The following is an 18,029-nucleotide window of genomic DNA, read 5'->3' on the forward strand; positions in this document are numbered from 1 at the left end:
ATTTAGTCGTCTGGACGTATATCGCGGCTGTTGTAGCGCTTATCATACCAAAGCCAGCACAGCCCGGCAGCAGCAACGATCAATGGGAAAACATACCAGAAGAAGACTGCCGAGGTCATCGCTTCAATCTCCCCGGATTGTTCGTTCATTTTTCAGGATGATTATAGCGCGTCTCGTACCAGATCCAGCCAAGTCCGCCGACTGCGACAAGCAGAGGGAAAACCCACCACATGAAAATTTGTGACGTCATGACTGCAGTCTCGTTTGAAGCCGATCAAAGGTTTCAATGCGAACAGCTAGGCACCCTGACCATTTTTATCAGCGGGAATGATCGTTGTAACGCCTATCATACCATACCCAGCCAAAGGCTATGGCAGCGCCGATAAGTGGGAAGACATACCAAAAGAACACTTCGGAGGTCATGGCTTTAAGTTCCTCAGAACCTGTCGTGCCGCTATATGTAACCCAACCGCAAATAAAATCCAAGCTGCGGCGCTAAAGAGTGATCGGGCTAAACCTTCACCCGGCGCGAAATCAAACGTGTTTCCCAGCACACCAACCACAATAAACGCCGTAGACAACCGATCCAGATTGTTCGCCAGCAGTTTGCTGCGTTCATTAACCTGCAGTTTCTTTCGCTCATAGGCCCATGTCATGAGCTACTCCCCCCGAAATGCCGCCCGTTCGTCCCTTATCCTTTGCACCTCGCGCCGTTTGTTGACGAGCGAGGCGATGATGACGCCCGTGGCGACGATGCTTATGAGGATGGTGCAGATTGCATTGATTTCCGGCGTCACGCCGAGGCGCACCTGGCTGTAGATTTTCATCGGAAGCGTGGTGGCGCCGGGGCCGGAGGTGAAGCTGGCGATGACGAGATCGTCGAGCGACAGGGTGAAGGCGAGCATCCAGCCTGAAACGACCGCGGGCAGGATGACCGGCAGCGTGACCTGGAAGAAGGTGGTGACGGGCGGTGCGCCAAGGTCCATGGCCGCTTCCTCGAGCGAGCGGTCGAAGGTGACGAGCCGGGACTGGACCACCACAGCGACGAAGCACATGGCGAAGGTGATATGCGCCAGCGTGATCGTCCAGAAGCCGCGATCGAAGCCGATTGCCACGAAAAGCAGGAGCATCGAGAGGCCGGTGATGACTTCGGGCATGACCAGCGGCGCATAGACCATGCCCGAAAACAGGATGCGCCCACGAAAGCGCGTGTAGCGGGTGAGCGCAAGCGCCGCCAGCGTGCCCAGCACCGTCGCCACGCTCGCCGACAGCAGCGCCACACGGGCCGTGACCCATGCCGCATCCATCAGGGCGCGGTTTTGGAAAAGCTCGACATACCATTTGGTCGAGAAGCCCGCCCAGACTGTGACGAGGCGGGATTCGTTGAAGGAATATATGACCAGGAGCACGATGGGCAGGTACAGGAACGCAAAGCCCAGCACGACCGAGACGATGTTGAAACGCGACCAGGTGTTGTTCATTGGACGCTCCCAGTCCCTTCAGTTCCAGATCGGGATATCTCGGCCCTCACCCCCCTCTGGCCTGCCGGCCATCTCCCCCACAAGGGGGGAGATTGGATGTCAGTTCCGCTTTCGCCAATCGCCAGCGTTACAGGATTAAGGGCCATCGCCGATGAAAGCCAATCTCCCCCCTTGTGGGGGAGATGCCCGGCAGGGCAGAGGGGGGTATCTAACGCGGCCATGGAAAACCTACCTACCTCCCGCTTTCCTGCGCGCGGGCTTGCGCCCGCTGGAACAGCACGATGGGCACGATCAGGATGACAAGCAGCACCACCGCCACGGCGGAGGAGACCGGCCAATCGCGGTTGGAGAAGAATTCGCTCCACAGCGTCTTGCCGATCATCAGCGTCTGCGAGCCGCCGAGAAGATCCGGGATGACGAACTCGCCCACCGCCGGGATGAAGACGAGGAAGCAGCCCGCGACGACGCCGGGGACGGAGAGCGGGAAGGTGATCTTCCAGAAGGCGGTGATGGGGCGGCAGCCCAGATCCTGCGCGGCTTCGATCAGCGAATGGTCCATCTTTTCCAGCGCCGAATAGATCGGCAGCACCATGAAGGGCAGGTAGGAATAGACGATGCCGATGAAGACGGCCGTGTTGGTGTTGAGAATGTTGAGCGGCGTGTCGATGACATGCGCCCACATCAGGAACTGGTTCAACAGCCCTTCCGGCTTCAATATGCCGATCCAGGCGTAGACGCGGATGAGGAAACTCGTCCAGAACGGCAGGATCAGCAGCATCATTAATGTCGGGCGCAAGGTCGAGGGCGCGCGCGCCATGCCATAGGCGAGCGGGTAGCCGACCAGCAGCGTCAGCACCGTCGAGACGGCGGCGATGAAGAGGCTGGAGAGATAGGCCTTGTAGTAAAGTGGATCGTCCAGCAGCCAGAGGTAATTGGCGAAGGAGAGCTCTTTCAGCTTGTCCCAATTCGCCGCGAAGCCCTCGGCGAGGTCGAAGCTCGGCGTATAGGGCGGGATCGCTATCGCCGTTTGGGACAGCGAAATCTTCAGGACGATGAAGAACGGGATGAGAAACAGGACCAGCAGCCAGAGATAGGGCACGATGATAACCGCGCGCCCGGCAATGGCCGCTATGAGCTTCTGGAGGCCAGCGTTCTTGCTCATGCCGTCAGCACCAGTCCGGCATCGGTGTCGAAGGAGACCCAGACGCGCTCGTCATAGGAGAGCGGGTTTAACGTCTTGCGCACGGCGTTGAGGCTCGCCGCCTTGATCGTTGCGCCATTGTCGAGCTTGACGTGGAACACCGTCAGGTCGCCGAAATAGGCGATGTCCCACAGCTCGCCTTCGACCGCGTTGAAGGACGTATCCGCCGGCTTTTCGCGGCTCAGGCGGATTTTTTCCGGGCGGATGACGAACCAAACCTTCTGCTCGGCCGAAAATGGAAGGCCGGTTTCGGCGCGGATGGTCAGCTTTTCCGGCGCGGCGACGATCTCGGCCTCGCCATTGGCAGCCTTTTCGACTACGCCCTCGATGACGTTCACATTGCCGATGAAATCGGCGACGAATTTCGAGGCCGGAGCTTCATAGATTTCCGCCGGGGTCGCAACCTGGCAGATGCGCCCGTGGTTCATCAGCGCGATGCGGTCCGCCATCGTCATCGCCTCCTCCTGATCGTGGGTGACGATCATGAAGGTGAGGCCAAGCTTCCACTGCAGGTCCATCAGCTCGAACTGGGTTTCCTCGCGCAGCTTCTTGTCGAGCGCACCGAGCGGCTCGTCGAGCAGCAGCACCTTGGGGCGCTTGGCGACCGCGCGGGCGAGCGCCACACGCTGGCGCTGGCCGCCGGAGAGCTGGTGCGGCTTGCGCCTGGCGAATTTTTCAAGCTTCACCAGCTTCAGCATCTCCGCCACGCGGTCGTCGATCTCGGATTTCGCCATGCGATCCTGTTTCAGGCCGAAGGCGATGTTGCCCTCCACGGTCATGTGCGGAAACAGCGCATACGACTGGAACATCATGTTGACGGGGCGGCGATAGGGCGGGATACCGCGCAAATCCTGCCCGTCGAGCAGGATGCGGCCCGAGGTCGGCTCCTCGAAGCCCGCCAGCATGCGCATCAGCGTGGTCTTGCCGCAACCGGACGCGCCCAGCAGCGCGAAGAACTCACGATTGAAGACATCGAGCGACAGATTATCGACGGCGGTGAAATCACCGAAAATCTTGGTGACGTTCTCGAACTGAATGTAGGGCTTTGCCGCCGGATCGTTCCAAGGCGCGAACTTGCGGCGAAAACTACCAAAGGATTCCATCCGGCTCCCCACTGACTGAATATGTGACCGCGCCCTTATAGGGTGATTTTGAAGGGTGTGTGACGTTCCGGCTCGCACCCTCCTTCCCCCTTGCGGGGAAGGTGCCCGCGTTAGCGGGCGGATGGGGGTGGTGACGCTTGGCGGGGCGAGCCACGGGTCTCGCCCGTCCTTCGGACCCCCGCAAGGGGGAGGGAGGGTGGTTCCGTTACTGCCCCGTCACGATCTTCGTCCAAGCCCTCGTCGCCAGGCGCTGCGTCTTGGCATCATAGGGCTGCGGAACGAAGAGCTTTTCCATCGTCGCTGCGTCCGGGTAGATCTCCGGATTGTCGATGATCTCCTTGTCGAGCAGCGGCTGCGAGGCCTTGTTGCCATTGGCGTAGAAGACGACATTCGACGCCTTGGCGATGACCTCCGGGCGCATGATATAGTTCAGGAATTGATGCGCCTCGTCCACATGCCTGGCATCGGCGGGGATGGCCATCTGGTCGAACCACATGATGGCGCCTTCCTTGGGGATGGCATAGCCGATCTCGACACCCTGCCCTGCCTCCTTGGCGCGGTCGCGCGCCTGGAAGATGTCGCCGGAATAGCCGACCGCCATGCAGATATCGCCATTGGCGAGCGCATTGATATATTCGGACGAGTGGAACTTGCGAATGTTCGGGCGGACCTTCAGGAAGAGGTCCTCGACCTTGGCGAAATCCTCAGCCGTCGGCTTGTTGGGATTGCCGCCGACATAGTTCAGCGCCGGGCGCAGCATCTCGCTGGCCGAATCGAGCACATAGATGCCGCAATCCTTCAGCTTCGCCGACTTTTCGGGATCGAACAGCACATCCCAGGAATCGATCTTGTCGACGCCAAGCGCCGCCTTGATCTTGGCCTTGTTGTAGCCGATGCCGGTGGTGCCCCACATGTAGTTGATGGAGTATTCATTGCCCGGATCGTAGACGGCGGTGCGCTCCTGGATCACGTCCCACATGTTCTTCAAGTTGGACAGCTTCGCCTTGTCGAGCTTCTGGAAAACGCCGGCCGGAATCTGTCGTCCCAGGAATTCGCCCGAGGGAACGACGACGTCATAGCCCGAGCCGCCGGCAAGGAGCTTCGTCTCAAGGATCTCGTTGGAATCGAAGGTGTCATAAACGACCTTGATGCCCGTCTCCTTGGTGAAGTCGTCCAGGATGGATTGGTCGATATAGTCCGACCAGTTATAGACATTGACCACCCGCTCCTGCGCAGCCGCCGGCGCAATGGCCGTGGCGAGCGCAACGCTGGCCGTCAAGAAAAGCGTTTTCATGCTCATCTGGAAAATTCCCATTTTCACACCCTCTCGAGGCCCATCAGCAACCCCGCCATTCCCGCACTTTTTTAGATTGCGAGGATTTCGTCAATCGCCTCATACGCTTTATTACTGAAAATCGAAAGCGCTGAGGCCGGTCACCATTTCATCGAGCCCCAGAGGCCGCGTCAGCGGCGGCTCGGCGCGGGCAAGACAGCCCTGCCGCTCGCAGATCCGGCAGGCCGGGCCGGTGGGCGTCGGCGGGGCGGAAGTGAGCGCCGCGCCATAGACGATATCATCCTTGAAGCCGATATCGCAGCCGATGAGGATGGCGGTGCGGCGCGGGCGCTCGCCGAATGCGCCCTGCGGTCCCTCAAGCGTACGGGCGATGGTGAGGAATTTCATGCCGTCAGGCATTTCCACCGCCTCGACCAGAATCTGCGCGTTCTGGGCGAAGGCGGCATAGACGGCGAGCTTGGGACAGGAGCCGCCGAACTGCGCCTGCGGGTAGCCCAGCGCGCCTGCCCGGCGGAAGCGGTTTCCGGCGTGGTCCACCTCGAGCATGAAGAAAGGCACGCCAGCCGCGCCCGACCTCGCCAGCGTGGTGAGCCGGTTCGCCGCCTGCTCGAACGAGACGCCGAAGCGCGAGCGCAGCACGTCGATATCGTAGCGCGCGCGCTGCGCCGCCAGAAGAAAGGGCTGGTACGGCATCATCAGCGCATGGGCGGCATAGCGGCCAAGCTCGAACCGGGCGATGCGGCGGGCCTCGCTGGAGGAAAGCTTCAGCCGCTCGATCTCGGCCTGTATCGCCACCTGCATGCGGATGAGCGCCGCCTCCATCGCCACTTCGCGCAGCTGGTCGAAAGGCGACAGCCTCTCGGACAGGAAGAGCCGCTGCGAATGGCGGTCATAGCGCCTGCGCCAATTGGGCATGGCGGAAACGGGGAGCGTGCGCACCGCAATGCCATGCTCGGCGCGCAGCCAGTTCTTCAGCGCGCCCGTCAGATCGTCACCGGGTTTGAGAAGGGTGATGAAGCTTTCCGCCTCCTCCTCGATGAGCGGGAAATGGTTGGGCCGACGCTCCAGCACGTCGTGCACCTCGTCGAGCGGCAGGCGGGCGGCGGAGAGAGACGTCTCGCGTCCCTCATTCGCCAGAAGCGTGGCGAGGTCGGAGAGCCGCTCCAGCTGCTCGCGATAGGCGCGGTAGAGCTTGACGATACCAGCGGCGGCATTGGGCGCAGCCTCGCCGATTTCGACAAGCTCCTGATCGCCCGGCAGTTCGCCCGCAAGGAGCGGGTCGGAGAAGACCTCCTTCAGGCCCGCAATTGTTACCCCGCTTCCCGCATGGAGGCTGTCGAGGTCGAGCCTGTATGTGCTGGCGAGCTTCAGCAGCAGTTGCACCGTGAGCGGACGCTGGTTGCGCTCGATAAGGTTAAGATAAGACGGTGAAATGCCCAGCGCCTCGGCCATGGCGGTTTGCGTCAGCCCGCGCTCGTTGCGGATGCGCCGGATGCGCGGGCCGGCGAAGATTTTCTGTTCGGGCATGTTAGCCTCGCATCCGTTCAACCGATACAATCTTTACAATCTCGCGCAGCAGCCGGCAATGCACGATTGTTACAAGATTTACAACTTCACAGAGCTAATCGGTCAAAACCGCTACAGCGTGACCCGATTTAAAGCCCGGATTTCTGCAATTTCCTCGCCCGGCTCACACCCAGACTGTAAATCTCGTCATAGGCGCAAGCAAGCCGCTTGCAGCATGAAGCCATCTAGGGAAAACCGCATTATGACCGATTTTTACAACCTTATTCCCACCGCACCCAAGGGCCGCTTCGATCGTCTCGATCGCCCCTATACGCCAGACGACGTGCAGCGCCTGCGCGGCTCGGCCGATATCCGCTATTCGCTGGCGGAGATGGGGGCGAACCAGCTGTGGACGCTCATCCACGAGGATGATTTCGTCAATGCGCTCGGCGCGATGACCGGCAATCAGGCGATGCAGATGGTGCGCGCCGGGCTGAAGGCGATCTATCTCTCCGGCTGGCAGGTGGCGGCGGATGCGAACACGGCTTCCGCGATGTATCCCGACCAATCGCTCTACCCGGCCAATGCAGGGCCGGAACTCTGCCGCCGCATCAACCGTACGCTGCAGCGCGCCGACCAGATCGAGACCGCCGAAGGAAAGGGGCTTTCAGTGGAAACATGGTTCGCGCCCATTGTCGCCGATGCGGAAGCCGGGTTCGGCGGGCCGCTCAATGCGTTCGAAATCATGAAAGCCTATATCGAGGCGGGCGCGGCGGGCGTACATTTCGAGGACCAGCTGGCATCCGAAAAGAAATGCGGGCATCTCGGCGGCAAAGTGCTGATCCCGACCGCGGCGCATATCCGCAATCTCACCGCCGCGCGATTGGCTGCCGATATCATGGGCGTGCCGACGCTGATCGTCGCCCGCACCGACGCCGAGGCGGCGAAGCTGCTGACCTCCGACATCGACGAGCGCGACCGGCCCTTTGTCGATCACGATGCCGGGCGCACGGCGGAAGGCTTCTACCAGGTCAAAAACGGCATCGAGCCCTGCATCGCCCGCGCCATCGCCTATGCGCCCTATGCCGATCTTATCTGGATGGAGACATCGAAGCCGGACCTCGAACAGGCGCGGCGATTTGCCGAAGCGGTGCATAAGGCCCATCCGGGCAAGCTGCTGGCCTATAATTGCTCGCCTTCATTCAACTGGAAGAAAAACCTCGACGACGCGACCATCGCCAGGTTCCAGCGGGAATTGGGCGCGATGGGCTACAAGTTCCAGTTCATAACGCTGGCGGGCTTCCATCAACTCAACCACAGCATGTTCGAGCTGGCGCGTGGCTACAAGGACCGCCAGATGGCCGCCTATTCCGAACTGCAGGAAGCGGAATTCGCCTCCGAGGCCAATGGCTACACGGCCACCAAGCACCAGCGCGAAGTCGGCACCGGCTATTTCGACGCCGTGTCGCTGGCGATATCAGGCGGCCAGTCTTCCACCACCGCAATGAAGGAATCCACCGAAAGCGCGCAGTTTCGCCCTGCGGCTGAATGAAGGAGAAAAGCGATGACACTGATACCCGTCAAGGAAAGGGCGGAGGAGCAATCCTCCTCCCTCACCACCGACCAGCAGGCGCTGATCCGCATGCTCGCCAACGATCTGCACCGGCTCAACCAGTCCGTCATGAAGGCGGTGGAAGGGGGCGTTTCCGTAGAACTCGTCCGCTCCGCCCGGCACCATGGCGGCGACGGCAATTGGGGCGATCTGCTGGTGCCGGTGATTGTGAGGCAGTAGATGAGCAAGGGAGCATATCCTTACATATTGCCTTGATTCCTACTTCACCATTCTAAAGTATTGCCATGTTATTTCTTCGTCATTACTTTCATGTAAAAAGCGCTTATTGCAGAATCACGAGGAACTCCATGGCAATACAAGCACTCATCGATACCATCGCGACCAAAGCCAATATCAGCCCACAGGTGGCGGAAAAGGTGGCTGGGATCGTGTTTTCGGTCCTCCAGCATGAATCGCCGCAGCTTTCGGCGCAGATTTTCGCCAAGCTTCCGGGCGCGCAGCAATTGGCGACAGCCAATGATGTGATGGCGCAGGGGCAGGCGAATTTGGGCGTTCTGGGGACCATCACCGGTTTCCTCGGCGGCAATACCGGGGAGGAAGTCGGCGCGCTCCTCAACGGCGTCGCGGCGCTGAAAGCCAGCGGTCTGACCGAGCAGCAGATCAGCGCCGCGGGAGCAGAGGTTCTCGCCTATGCTCGGCAGGCAGACCCGCAATTGGTGGACGCACTGGTGCAGGCGGTCCCGGAGTTGAAGGGGCAGTTTGGGGTGTGAGCACGCGCCCTCCCTCCCCCTTGCGGGGAGGGTACCGCCGCACCGGCGCGCCTATTTTGACCAGCTATTCCATTCAAATGAAATACTTCAGGCGTGCCATAACGCACCGCCCTATGCTATCATCCCCATGACGAAACATTTTTTGGTGATTGATGCCTGCCAATGTGAAGAAACCGGCGCGACCGAAGCAGCGCCGGACGCCTCAATATGTCAAATCGCTTCGCGGTGTTAAGGATTGGCGCGAGGTTTCGGAGTGGCTCGCCTGGCGTGACATTGAGGATATCGAATGCATTACCCCGGATCAGGCCGGGGTGGCGCGCGGCAAGATGATGCCGTCGAAGAAATTCACCTCCAACACCTCGCTCGCCCTGCCCTCCGCCGTATTCATGGCGACGATCTCGGGAGATTATCCTGAGGATGACGGCGATTTCGCCTATCCGGCAGACGATGGCGACCTAAAGCTGGTTCCCGACCTCTCGACGCTCTGTGTCGTGCCATGGGAAAGCGACCCCACGGCACAGGTGATCTGTGACCTGGCGCATCAGGACGGGCGCGCGGTGGAGTTCACACCGCGCAACGTGCTGCGCCGGGTGATCGCGGCCTATGACAAGCTCGGCCTTCGCCCCGTTGTCGCCCCGGAAATTGAATTCTACCTCGTCCGCAAGAACCCGGACCCGGATTATCCCCTCACCCCGCCCGTGGGGCGCTCAGGCCGCGCCATCGGCGGCGGACAGGGCTATTCGATCGCCGGCGTCAACGAGTTCGACGAGTTGATCGACGACATCTACCATTTCTCCGAGGGCCAGGGGCTGGAGATCGACACGCTCATCCATGAAGAGGGCGCGGGGCAGCTCGAAATCAATCTGCGCCATGGCGATCCGGTGGAACTGGCCGACCAGGTTTTCATGTTCAAGCGCACGATCCGCGAGGCGGCGCTGAAGCATGAGATGTATGCCACCTTCATGGCCAAGCCCATCCAGGGCCAGCCGGGCTCGGCGATGCATATCCACCAGTCGATCGTGGACAAGAAAACCGGCCGCAACATCTTCACAAACGAAGATGGCGGCGAGACCGATGCGTTCCACCATTTCATCGGCGGGATGCAGAAGCATGTGCCGAACGCGCTCGTGATGTTCGCGCCCTATGTGAACTCCTATAGGCGGCTGACCAAGGCGGCTTCCGCGCCGGTCAATGTCAAATGGGGTTACGACAACCGCACGACCGCCTTCCGCGTGCCACGCTCGGACCCTTCGTCGCGGCGCGTGGAAAACCGCATCCCCTCCTCCGACGCCAACCCCTATCTGGCGCTTGCCGCCTCGCTCGCCTGCGGACTCATCGGCATGACGAAGAAGATCAAGCCGGACGAACCGGCAAGGACGACCGTCAACGAGGACGAAATCGAGCTGCCGCGCGGGCTGATCGAAGCCGCCGCGCTGTTCGAGGATGACGAGGACCTGCGGGAACTTCTCGGCGACGCCTTCGTCACCACCTATGCCGCGATCAAGCGGGCGGAGTTCGAGACCTTCATGGAAGTGATTAGCCCGTGGGAGCGGGAGTATCTGCTCCTCAACGTCTGACGGGTCCCTAATGTCATATCAAAGCCCAATCTCGCCCGGCATCTCCTGGTATGAAGCCAGTGTGCCGGAGCGTCCGCGATATCCGGCACTCGATGGCTCGCGGCAGGCTGGCGTCGTCATTGTCGGCGGCGGGTATACCGGGCTTTCGGCCGCCTATCATCTGGCGGCGGCGGGCGTGGATGTGGTGCTTCTGGAAGCCGCGCGGTTCGGCGATGGGGCCTCCGGGCGCAATGGCGGGCAGCTCAACACCGGCCAGCGCGCATGGGCGGAGGAGCTGGAGCGGGAATATGGCTTTACCCGCGCCAAGGCCCTGTTCGACGTGGCGGAGGAGGCGAAGGCGCATCTCCTCCAATTTGCCGATACGCACGGGATCGACATGGATTACGTGCCGGGGCAGATGTCGGTGGTGCACAAGCCGCGCTATCTGAAACATTATCAGGCCCATGCGGAACTGATGGCCTCGCGCTTCGGCTATCCGCACATCCGCTTCATGGACCGGCAGGAGACAGCGGAGCGGCTCGGTTCAAACCGCTTTTTCGGCGGCATCCATGATGCGGGCACCGGGCATATCCACCCGTTAAAGCTGGTCATCGGCACGGCCCGGGCGGCGGCGAAGGCCGGAGCGCATCTCTTCGAGAACACGCGCGTCACGGGCATCCGCTCGCAGAATGGACGCGTCACGGTGACCACCGACGGGGGCGAAGTGATAGCGGCAAAGGCGCTCATTGCCGTCAACGCCCATGGCGGCGAGCTCGAGCCCGTCAGCGCAGCGCATGTCATGCCGATCCGCTCCTTTATCGGGGCTACGGTTCCGCTGGGGGAAAACAGCCCCGTGCTGCCGGGCGGCGAAGCGGTGGACGATTCCCGATTCGTGGTGCGCTATTTCCGCCGCCTGCCAGACGGGCGGCTGCTCTTTGGCGGAAGGGAAGCCTACACCGCCGACAATCCGCGCGACATCAGCAGCCATATCCGCCGGCAGATCGCCGAAATCTACCCGGCGCTTTCCGATGTCGAGATCACCCATGCCTGGGGCGGCTCGGTCGGCATCACCATGCCGCGCAAGCCCTTCGTGCGCGAGGTGATGCCCAATGTCATTTCCATCGGCGGCTATTCCGGTCATGGCGTGATGCTCGCCAATTTCATGGGACGGCTCTATGCCGAGACGGTGGCGGGCAATCGCGAGCGCCTGAAACTGTTCGAAGACCTCAACCTCCCCCCCTTCCCCGGCGGGAGCAGCCTGCGCGCGCCGCTCCTGTTCCTCGCCATGTCCTGGTTCGCGCTGGTGGACAAGATTTAGGCTTCCATCGGCAGTTCGACACCTTTCACCGATTGCCTGCGGCGCTGCCAGAATGGCTGATCCGTCCAGCGGGGCTGGATGCCATAGTAGAAGTTTCGCTTTGAGACGTAATCCGCCCAGAGCTGGCGCTGCTGCTCGTCATATTGGTGGATGAATGGGTTGTGCGAATCCAATGTTGCCGCGCCCTGCGCATCGTCGGTCAATGCGTAGTGGATCATATGCCCGGCGTGGCTCGCGGATTTGAGCGCCTTGTCGATGCCTTGTGAAGACAGCGGATCATAGGCCTGCGCCGCGTCGCCCACTGCCATCCAGTTGTCGCCGCAGAATCTGGCTAATCGCTGGCTGCCCGCCGGTGCGCCACGGATGCCCCCACAGGCGCGATAGCCCTTGGTCTTGAGCAAGGGCGCGATATGCCTTGAGGCGTCCAGAAGCTGGTCGAAACCTCGCCCGGATGCGGCCAGCCTCGCCGCCGGAAGATCTCTGTCCGAGTGGAATACAACCAGTCGCCGGCCTTCATGGCAGTCGGCCCCTGGCAAGCGGTTGGTGTACCACCAGCCATGCGGCGCGGCTTCTATCCTGGTGTAGCGATCGTCATCTTCCCCGGCGCAGGAAAACCATTGCGCATAGGCGAACAAGCGATCCTCATTTTGGAGGGTTGGCACACCGAGCGCCCTCGCCACGACTGCCTGCCGTCCGGAGCAATCGACGAGGTAACGGGCGCGTACCTGCTGTACGCCTGCAGCCAAATTGAATGTCAGCCGCCAATTGGCAGAAGCCTCAGCGATACGCGCGCAGGATTGGAAGCTGGCGCCCTTAAGCAGCGTCGCACCAGCCGCGACCGCTCTTGCGCGCAAGGCATCGTCAAAGGCCAGCCGGTCGATGCATAGGCCATGGCCAGCCGATGTGAAGAAAAAATCCGCGATATCCGGCTGCTCGCTCGCCCATAAGGAGACGTTGCCCGCCGTGCGAAAAAGGCCAACAGACCGTTCTTCTCCGGTTTCTCCGAGGAAATGCTCGACCAGCCCGAGCGAGGACGGCGGCAGGGATTCGCCCAGTTTGAAATTCCGCGTTTCCCGCTTCTCCACCATCAGCACGCGCCAGCCATAGCCGGCCAGCGTGATGGCGGTTGCGGATCCCGCAGGCCCGGAACCGACAATGACGGCATCCCATACTGCATCGGTCCGGCCGGGCATCGCCTTCACGGCCTATTTTTTCTTGACCACCGCCGGGCTCACCACTTTGGCAGGCGGCCTGTCCAGCGCCGGGTTACGTTCCTGTTCAACGAAGACCATCTCGCCATTGTCTTTCAGATAGCTGCCGTCGTCACTCTTGACGGGCAGCACCATCCCCAGCTTCGACCAGGCATAGGGCATCTGGTTGTAGCCATCGGTGGCCGACAAAGGCTCGCCCTGCTGGTCATATCCGCGGAACCATTCCTTGTAGGTCCGGGTCTTGTTCTTCTGGTCGTAGTCGAAAACGATATCCGGTCGCTGGACGGGCCACCACGCCTGATTGCAGGACCAGAAATCGCCCTGCCAAGGACATGACATATAGGCCGCGAGCGAGCCGGGCTCGACATCTTTGCCCACCCGGAATGCCTCGGCGAAATTGTCGCGATAAATGATGAGATAGGGGAACTCTATGCCTGGGTGAAATCCGCCGCCGATGGTAGGCTCCAGCGCCGCCTCGTCCAGCGCGCGCGGCTGCTCGGCGGGCGGCAAGGATTCAAGCTCCATGGGCTCTGGCTCCATGGGCTCTGGCGGCGTGCCGATTTCAAAGTTTCCGTCCGCCCATTCTTTCATGTGGTTGAGTTGCAAGCCAGTCAGGCTCAGGAACTGGTTGGGGAAGGTGTTGCCCAGTTGCTGGTTCTGCAACGGTTTGCCCGCCGTGCCCCACAGCTTGGGCATCTTCCAGTCTTCCTCCCCTCGCTTGAATTCGGCGTTCTGCCAGCTCGTCGGGCGCTCCGGCGGCGGCGGCATCAGCGAATCGACCAGCCGTCCGTTATTTCCCGCCGCATGCCGCATCAGATTGTAGACCATCTGCCGTGTCGGCTGGCTGTTCGCGCCCGGATCGGTGAAAGAAGCCATGTAATCGCTGTCGAGCAAATTACCCGGCTGCTTCGGGCCATGGGCCGCGCCGTCGGTTTCCGGCGTCACGCCCGCCGCCTCGGCGCTCACCCAGCCATAGTTCACCGCCTTGGCGAAGATCGGATAGATATCGCGATAGAAATTCGTCTTCTGACCGGCATAGGGATATGCCTCGGGAAACGCCTCATAGACGCGGTCCAGTATCGATACCACATGATACATGTGGGGTGCATATTTCGGGGGTGCGGTGACGACCCACGCACCGGCATGCGGATTTCGAGTTCCTTCGTCCGCTTCGGAGGTGACGCCGTCACGCGTGCTGAGGACGGTGCCGTCCCGGAGCGTAACCGTAACGTCTATTTCCCCGCCGCAGGTGTCGTCCCACCATCCCGGAACGTTGAAATATGCGAACTGGTTGGTGAGCGCGTTTTTTCCGCCCTCCGGACCGTTGGGAGGATCGACCGTCATGCTCGGATTGGACAGCGCCACCTTGGGTGTGGTGACGCACCCGCTTTTCCCCGCCGCCGGAATGAACAGCAGGCGATGGTTGGTATCGAGCCGCAATTGCCCCAGCTCGATATCCTTCGCGGGCTTATAGGTGACTTTGACGTCCTGGGACCGGTCCTTCGGGCTAAATCCTTCGAAACGAAGGGCGCCCGGCAGCGTGCCCTCCGTCACATCGGTAAAGACGTCCCCTTTCATGACAACCGGCTCATCCTGCCCCGGAGCGATGGTGCGCACACCCGGATCGATGATAAGCTGGGTACGTTCGATTGGTTTCAGGCCCGGCTGGATCGATGGATTGCGCAGCTGGTCCGGATCGAAGAGATAGGCGCCCTGGAAGGCATAATTCGCCGCTTTCATGTTTCTCACATGAACCCGCCAGCGGACCGACCTTACGAGACGGACGAGGCCGGAATCGGAGGTAAGCTCCGCGACCACATTGCCGTCGGCATCGTAGCCATAGACCCGGAATCGCTGCGCCTGGCGTTTCAGCCGTGCATTGCTGTCGCGATAGGTCCCGCCCTTGGGGCCAGGGCCATTGTTGCCGCCGGGGTCGACCACAATGCCTGGCGCCTCGGGGCCGATATAAAATTCGTCGCTGTCCCCCAGGCGAGCAACGCCGATGCCGGGATGAATGCGAATGCTCTTGATGATCTGGGCCACGGCTCAACCTTTTTAAAAATTGCTTTCATCAACTTGGCGATGAACGAGAAGCGGCAATCTGCTAAACAAGCGGGGATGCGAAGCCGGGATTGCTCAGGGACGACCGGATGATCTTCCAATCCTGCAAGTCGGCGGAAGCAACCGTGTACCGGTTACCGAAATGGGTTATCTCGGCTTGGGTGAGTCCCTTTGACCGGTGATGGGACAAGACCGCGAAACCACCGCCGAAGCTCGCCTTGATCGATTTTTCGATGTGCAGGCCGATCTCTGCAGCGCTCGCCTCCGCGGTGCTGGCCATGACCGGGAGTGACAAGGCCGAGACCGCTGCGCATCCCTTGATAAAATCACGACGTCCGATGCGCATGTTCACCTCCTTGGCTCCTATGTTCTCCTTAACGCGCATCGTATATCATGTTTATACTTATAGTATAGTCTGAATAGCCTTTTCATGACTCTCAATCTACAGATAATTATTTGCGTATTATTTAGAGTGCAGACTGCTTTCAATTGTAAATCTTGCCGGTTTCGCTTCACGGGCTAAACGAACTGCACCTTCGCGCCAGGCCGGCCGGGCAACGGCATTTTTGCGGAATCACCGAATTGAGACTGGCGGACTTAAATCGATTAGATTATATCGCTTGTCGAGCGCGGCAGGACCTTTTACCCTTGGGTTTGAGTCCTCATGCGTTCCAATGGAAGAGACAAGCCCATGACCAGCCAGACCATACCGGTAGCGCCTTTCGACTGCATCATTTTCGGCGGTTCCGGGGACCTCGCGGAACGCAAGCTGATCCCCGCGCTTTACCAGCGCCAGCGCGCCGGCCAGCTTTCGGAGCCGACGCGCATCATCGGCGCTTCCCGCTCGTCGATGACGGATGAGGAATATCGCGCCTTCGCCCGTGCGGCCATCAAGGAATTCGTCAAGCCCGATGAGGTCGACGACAAGGAAGTCGAGACCTTCATCGCCCGCCTCTCCTATGTCGCCGTCGATGCCAAGACCGACAATGGCTGGGATGCGCTGAAAGCGCTGATCGAGAAGGAACCGGCGCGCATCCGCGTCTTCTATCTCGCTGTCAGCCCCTCGCTTTTCGGCGATATCGCCCAGCATCTGAAGGCGTCGGACCTCATCACGCCGGACACCCGCATCATCGTGGAAAAGCCCATCGGGCGCGATTTGAAATCGGCGAAGGCGCTCAACGACACCATCGGAAGCGTGTTCCGCGAGGACCAGATCTTCCGCATCGACCATTATCTGGGCAAGGAGACGGTGCAGAATCTGATGGCGCTGCGCTTCGCCAATGTGCTCTACGAGCCCTTGTGGAACTCCGCCCATATCGACCACGTCCAGATCACCGTGGCCGAATCGGTGGGCCTCGAAGGCCGCGCCGATTATTACGACAAGGCGGGCGCGCTGCGCGACATGGTGCAGAACCATCTGTTGCAATTGCTCTGCCTCGTCGCGATGGAGCCGCCTTCTTCCATGGAGGCCGACGCCGTCCATGACGAGAAGGTCAAGGTGCTGCGCTCGCTCCAGCCGATCACCAACGCCAATGTCGAGGATCGCACCGTGCGCGGCCAGTACCGCGCGGGCGCTTCGGCGGGCGGTCCGGTCAAGGGCTATCTCGACGAGCTTGAAGGGCATACCAGCAACACGGAGACATTCGTCGCCATCAAGGCCGAAATCGCCAACTGGCGCTGGGCGGGCGTGCCGTTCTATCTGCGCACGGGCAAGCGGCTTGCCACCCGTGTTTCCGAGATTGTCGTCACCTTCAAGCAGGTTCCGCATTCGATCTTCGATGAAAATGCGGGCCGCATCATCGCCAACCAGCTCGTCATCCGGCTCCAGCCGGACGAAGGCGTCAAGCAATGGCTGATGATCAAGGATCCCGGCCCCGGCGGCATGCGCCTGCGCCATGTGCCGCTGGACATGAGCTTTGCCGAATCCTTCAAGGAGCGCAATCCGGACGCCTATGAGCGGCTGATCATGGATGTGGTGCGCGGCAACCAGACGCTGTTCATGCGCCGCGACGAGGTGGAAGCGGCATGGCGCTGGATCGACCCCATCCTGCAAGGGTGGGAGGATAGCGGCCAGCCGGTGCAGGGCTATACCGCCGGCACCTGGGGCCCGTCCGGGGCCATCGCGCTCATCGAGCGGGACGGCCGCACCTGGCACGAGAGCCTCTAAGCCATGGCGATCGAATGGCATGAATTCGCAAATAGCGCCGCGCTGGCCTCGGCACTCTCGGCCGAAATCGCGGCGCGGCTGGATAAGGCCGTGCGCGAGCGCGGCGCGGCGGTGCTCGCGGTTTCAGGCGGGACGACGCCCGTTGCCCTGTTCGAAGCGCTGTCGCAGCACGACATCGACTGGGCCTCCGTCACGGTGACACTGGTGGACGAACGCCTCGTGCCGCCTGACAATGCCCGCTCCAATGAAAAGCTGGTGCGCACGCATCTCCTCAAGGACAAGGCGGGCAAGGCGAAGTTCATCGGGCTTTATAACGCCGCGCCTAGCCCGGAAGAAGCGGCCAAGGCAGCGGACGACCGCATTGCCGCGCTGCCTAGGCCCTTCGACGTGGTGGTGCTCGGCATGGGAACGGACGGGCATACGGCTTCGTTCTTCCCCGGTGGCGACAGGCTTCGCGATGCAATCGATCCGCAAGGCGAGGCGCTGGTCCTGCCGATGCAGGCGGAGGGGGCGGGAGAGCCGCGCCTGACGCTGACATTGCCTGTCATCGCAGAGGCCCGTTTCATCGTCCTTCATATCGAAGGCGCGGCCAAGCGCGAGGTGCTGACCCGCGCGGTGGAGCCCGGGACCGAAACCGAAATGCCTGTTCGCGCGGTGCTGAACCATGCGCACACGCCGGTGCAGGTGTACTGGGCTTGATCGCCATAAAGGCAATCGCCGTGGAATGCCCCTCACCCTTACCCTCTCCCCGCACGCGGGGCGAGGGGGACGCGAGCGTTGCGTCCCAT

The 18,029-nt window shown here is 61.2% G+C and carries 17 protein-coding genes; 7 read left to right on the forward strand and 10 right to left on the reverse strand.

The genetic code is table 11. The features are described from left to right. Nucleotides 1-2: 2 nt before the first annotated feature. From IEX53_RS01125 to IEX53_RS01155, 7 genes are all read right to left on the reverse strand, one after another. On the reverse strand, nucleotides 3-149 hold the full coding sequence (locus IEX53_RS01125) for a hypothetical protein (RefSeq protein ID WP_188820612.1): 147 nt from the start codon (nucleotides 147-149) through the stop codon (nucleotides 3-5). Nucleotides 150-419: 270 nt separating this feature from the next. Continuing rightward, the gene (locus tag IEX53_RS01130) at nucleotides 420-656 is read right to left on the reverse strand and encodes a hypothetical protein (RefSeq protein WP_188820613.1); all 237 of its coding nucleotides are present in this window, start codon (nucleotides 654-656) and stop codon (nucleotides 420-422) included. A gap of 3 nt (nucleotides 657-659) precedes the next feature. Beyond that, complete coding sequence (locus tag IEX53_RS01135; protein WP_188820614.1) at nucleotides 660-1,481, reverse strand: ABC transporter permease; 822 nt, start codon at nucleotides 1,479-1,481, stop codon at nucleotides 660-662. Nucleotides 1,482-1,713: 232 nt separating this feature from the next. Next, nucleotides 1,714-2,643, reverse strand: coding sequence for an ABC transporter permease subunit (locus IEX53_RS01140; protein WP_188820615.1), 930 nt, complete (start codon nucleotides 2,641-2,643; stop codon nucleotides 1,714-1,716). Further along, the gene (locus IEX53_RS01145) at nucleotides 2,640-3,785 is read right to left on the reverse strand and encodes an ABC transporter ATP-binding protein (protein ID WP_188820616.1); all 1,146 of its coding nucleotides are present in this window, start codon (nucleotides 3,783-3,785) and stop codon (nucleotides 2,640-2,642) included. Before IEX53_RS01145 ends, IEX53_RS01140 begins: the two co-directional genes overlap by 4 nt. 205 nt (nucleotides 3,786-3,990) lie before the next feature. Further along, nucleotides 3,991-5,085 carry a polyamine ABC transporter substrate-binding protein gene (locus IEX53_RS01150; RefSeq protein WP_188820618.1) on the reverse strand — a complete coding sequence of 365 codons (1,095 nt, stop codon included), beginning with the start codon at nucleotides 5,083-5,085 and terminating at the stop codon, nucleotides 3,991-3,993. Nucleotides 5,086-5,190: 105 nt separating this feature from the next. Then, on the reverse strand, nucleotides 5,191-6,606 hold the full coding sequence (locus tag IEX53_RS01155; RefSeq protein ID WP_188820620.1) for a helix-turn-helix domain-containing protein: 1,416 nt from the start codon (nucleotides 6,604-6,606) through the stop codon (nucleotides 5,191-5,193). Nucleotides 6,607-6,847: 241 nt separating this feature from the next. Here IEX53_RS01155 and aceA point away from each other — a divergent pair, with 241 nt between their 5' ends. The 5 genes from aceA (at nucleotide 6,848) to IEX53_RS01180 (ending at nucleotide 11,802) form a co-directional block, all read left to right on the forward strand. Beyond that, nucleotides 6,848-8,137 carry an isocitrate lyase gene (gene aceA / locus IEX53_RS01160; protein ID WP_188820621.1) on the forward strand — a complete coding sequence of 430 codons (1,290 nt, stop codon included), beginning with the start codon at nucleotides 6,848-6,850 and terminating at the stop codon, nucleotides 8,135-8,137. 12 nt (nucleotides 8,138-8,149) lie between these two features. Beyond that, nucleotides 8,150-8,377, forward strand: a complete 228-nt coding sequence (locus IEX53_RS01165; protein WP_188820623.1) for an SMc00767 family acetate metabolism repressor — start codon at nucleotides 8,150-8,152, stop codon at nucleotides 8,375-8,377. A gap of 128 nt (nucleotides 8,378-8,505) precedes the next feature. Continuing rightward, the gene (locus IEX53_RS01170) at nucleotides 8,506-8,928 is read left to right on the forward strand and encodes a DUF2267 domain-containing protein (protein WP_188820625.1); all 423 of its coding nucleotides are present in this window, start codon (nucleotides 8,506-8,508) and stop codon (nucleotides 8,926-8,928) included. A gap of 152 nt (nucleotides 8,929-9,080) precedes the next feature. Then, nucleotides 9,081-10,505, forward strand: a complete 1,425-nt coding sequence (locus IEX53_RS01175) for a glutamine synthetase family protein (RefSeq protein WP_188820627.1) — start codon at nucleotides 9,081-9,083, stop codon at nucleotides 10,503-10,505. 10 nt (nucleotides 10,506-10,515) lie between these two features. Then, the gene (locus IEX53_RS01180) at nucleotides 10,516-11,802 is read left to right on the forward strand and encodes an NAD(P)/FAD-dependent oxidoreductase (RefSeq protein ID WP_188820629.1); all 1,287 of its coding nucleotides are present in this window, start codon (nucleotides 10,516-10,518) and stop codon (nucleotides 11,800-11,802) included. Here the strand turns inward: IEX53_RS01180 and IEX53_RS01185 are convergent. From IEX53_RS01185 to IEX53_RS01195, 3 genes are all read right to left on the reverse strand, one after another. Further along, a complete protein-coding gene (locus IEX53_RS01185) occupies nucleotides 11,799-12,995 on the reverse strand; it encodes an NAD(P)/FAD-dependent oxidoreductase (protein ID WP_188821080.1) in 1,197 nt (398 codons plus the stop codon). The two genes, IEX53_RS01180 and IEX53_RS01185, sit on opposite strands and share 4 nt — an antisense overlap. Before the next feature lie 12 nt (nucleotides 12,996-13,007). Further along, nucleotides 13,008-15,056, reverse strand: a complete 2,049-nt coding sequence (locus IEX53_RS01190) for a LodA/GoxA family CTQ-dependent oxidase (RefSeq protein WP_188820631.1) — start codon at nucleotides 15,054-15,056, stop codon at nucleotides 13,008-13,010. Nucleotides 15,057-15,117: 61 nt separating this feature from the next. After that, nucleotides 15,118-15,420, reverse strand: a complete 303-nt coding sequence (locus IEX53_RS01195; RefSeq protein WP_188820633.1) for a twin-arginine translocation signal domain-containing protein — start codon at nucleotides 15,418-15,420, stop codon at nucleotides 15,118-15,120. A gap of 345 nt (nucleotides 15,421-15,765) precedes the next feature. Between IEX53_RS01195 and zwf the strand changes: the two genes are divergently transcribed. Both zwf and pgl read left to right on the forward strand, forming a co-directional pair. Then, nucleotides 15,766-17,241, forward strand: a complete 1,476-nt coding sequence (gene zwf / locus IEX53_RS01200) for a glucose-6-phosphate dehydrogenase (RefSeq protein WP_188820635.1) — start codon at nucleotides 15,766-15,768, stop codon at nucleotides 17,239-17,241. A 3-nt stretch (nucleotides 17,242-17,244) separates the two neighbouring features. Beyond that, on the forward strand, nucleotides 17,245-17,940 hold the full coding sequence (pgl, locus tag IEX53_RS01205) for a 6-phosphogluconolactonase (protein WP_188820637.1): 696 nt from the start codon (nucleotides 17,245-17,247) through the stop codon (nucleotides 17,938-17,940). Nucleotides 17,941-18,029: the final 89 nt, after the last annotated feature.

The sequence above is a fragment of the Paramesorhizobium endophyticum genome, assembly GCF_014640615.1.
In the GTDB taxonomy this organism is placed as follows: domain Bacteria; phylum Pseudomonadota; class Alphaproteobacteria; order Rhizobiales; family Rhizobiaceae; genus Paramesorhizobium; species Paramesorhizobium endophyticum.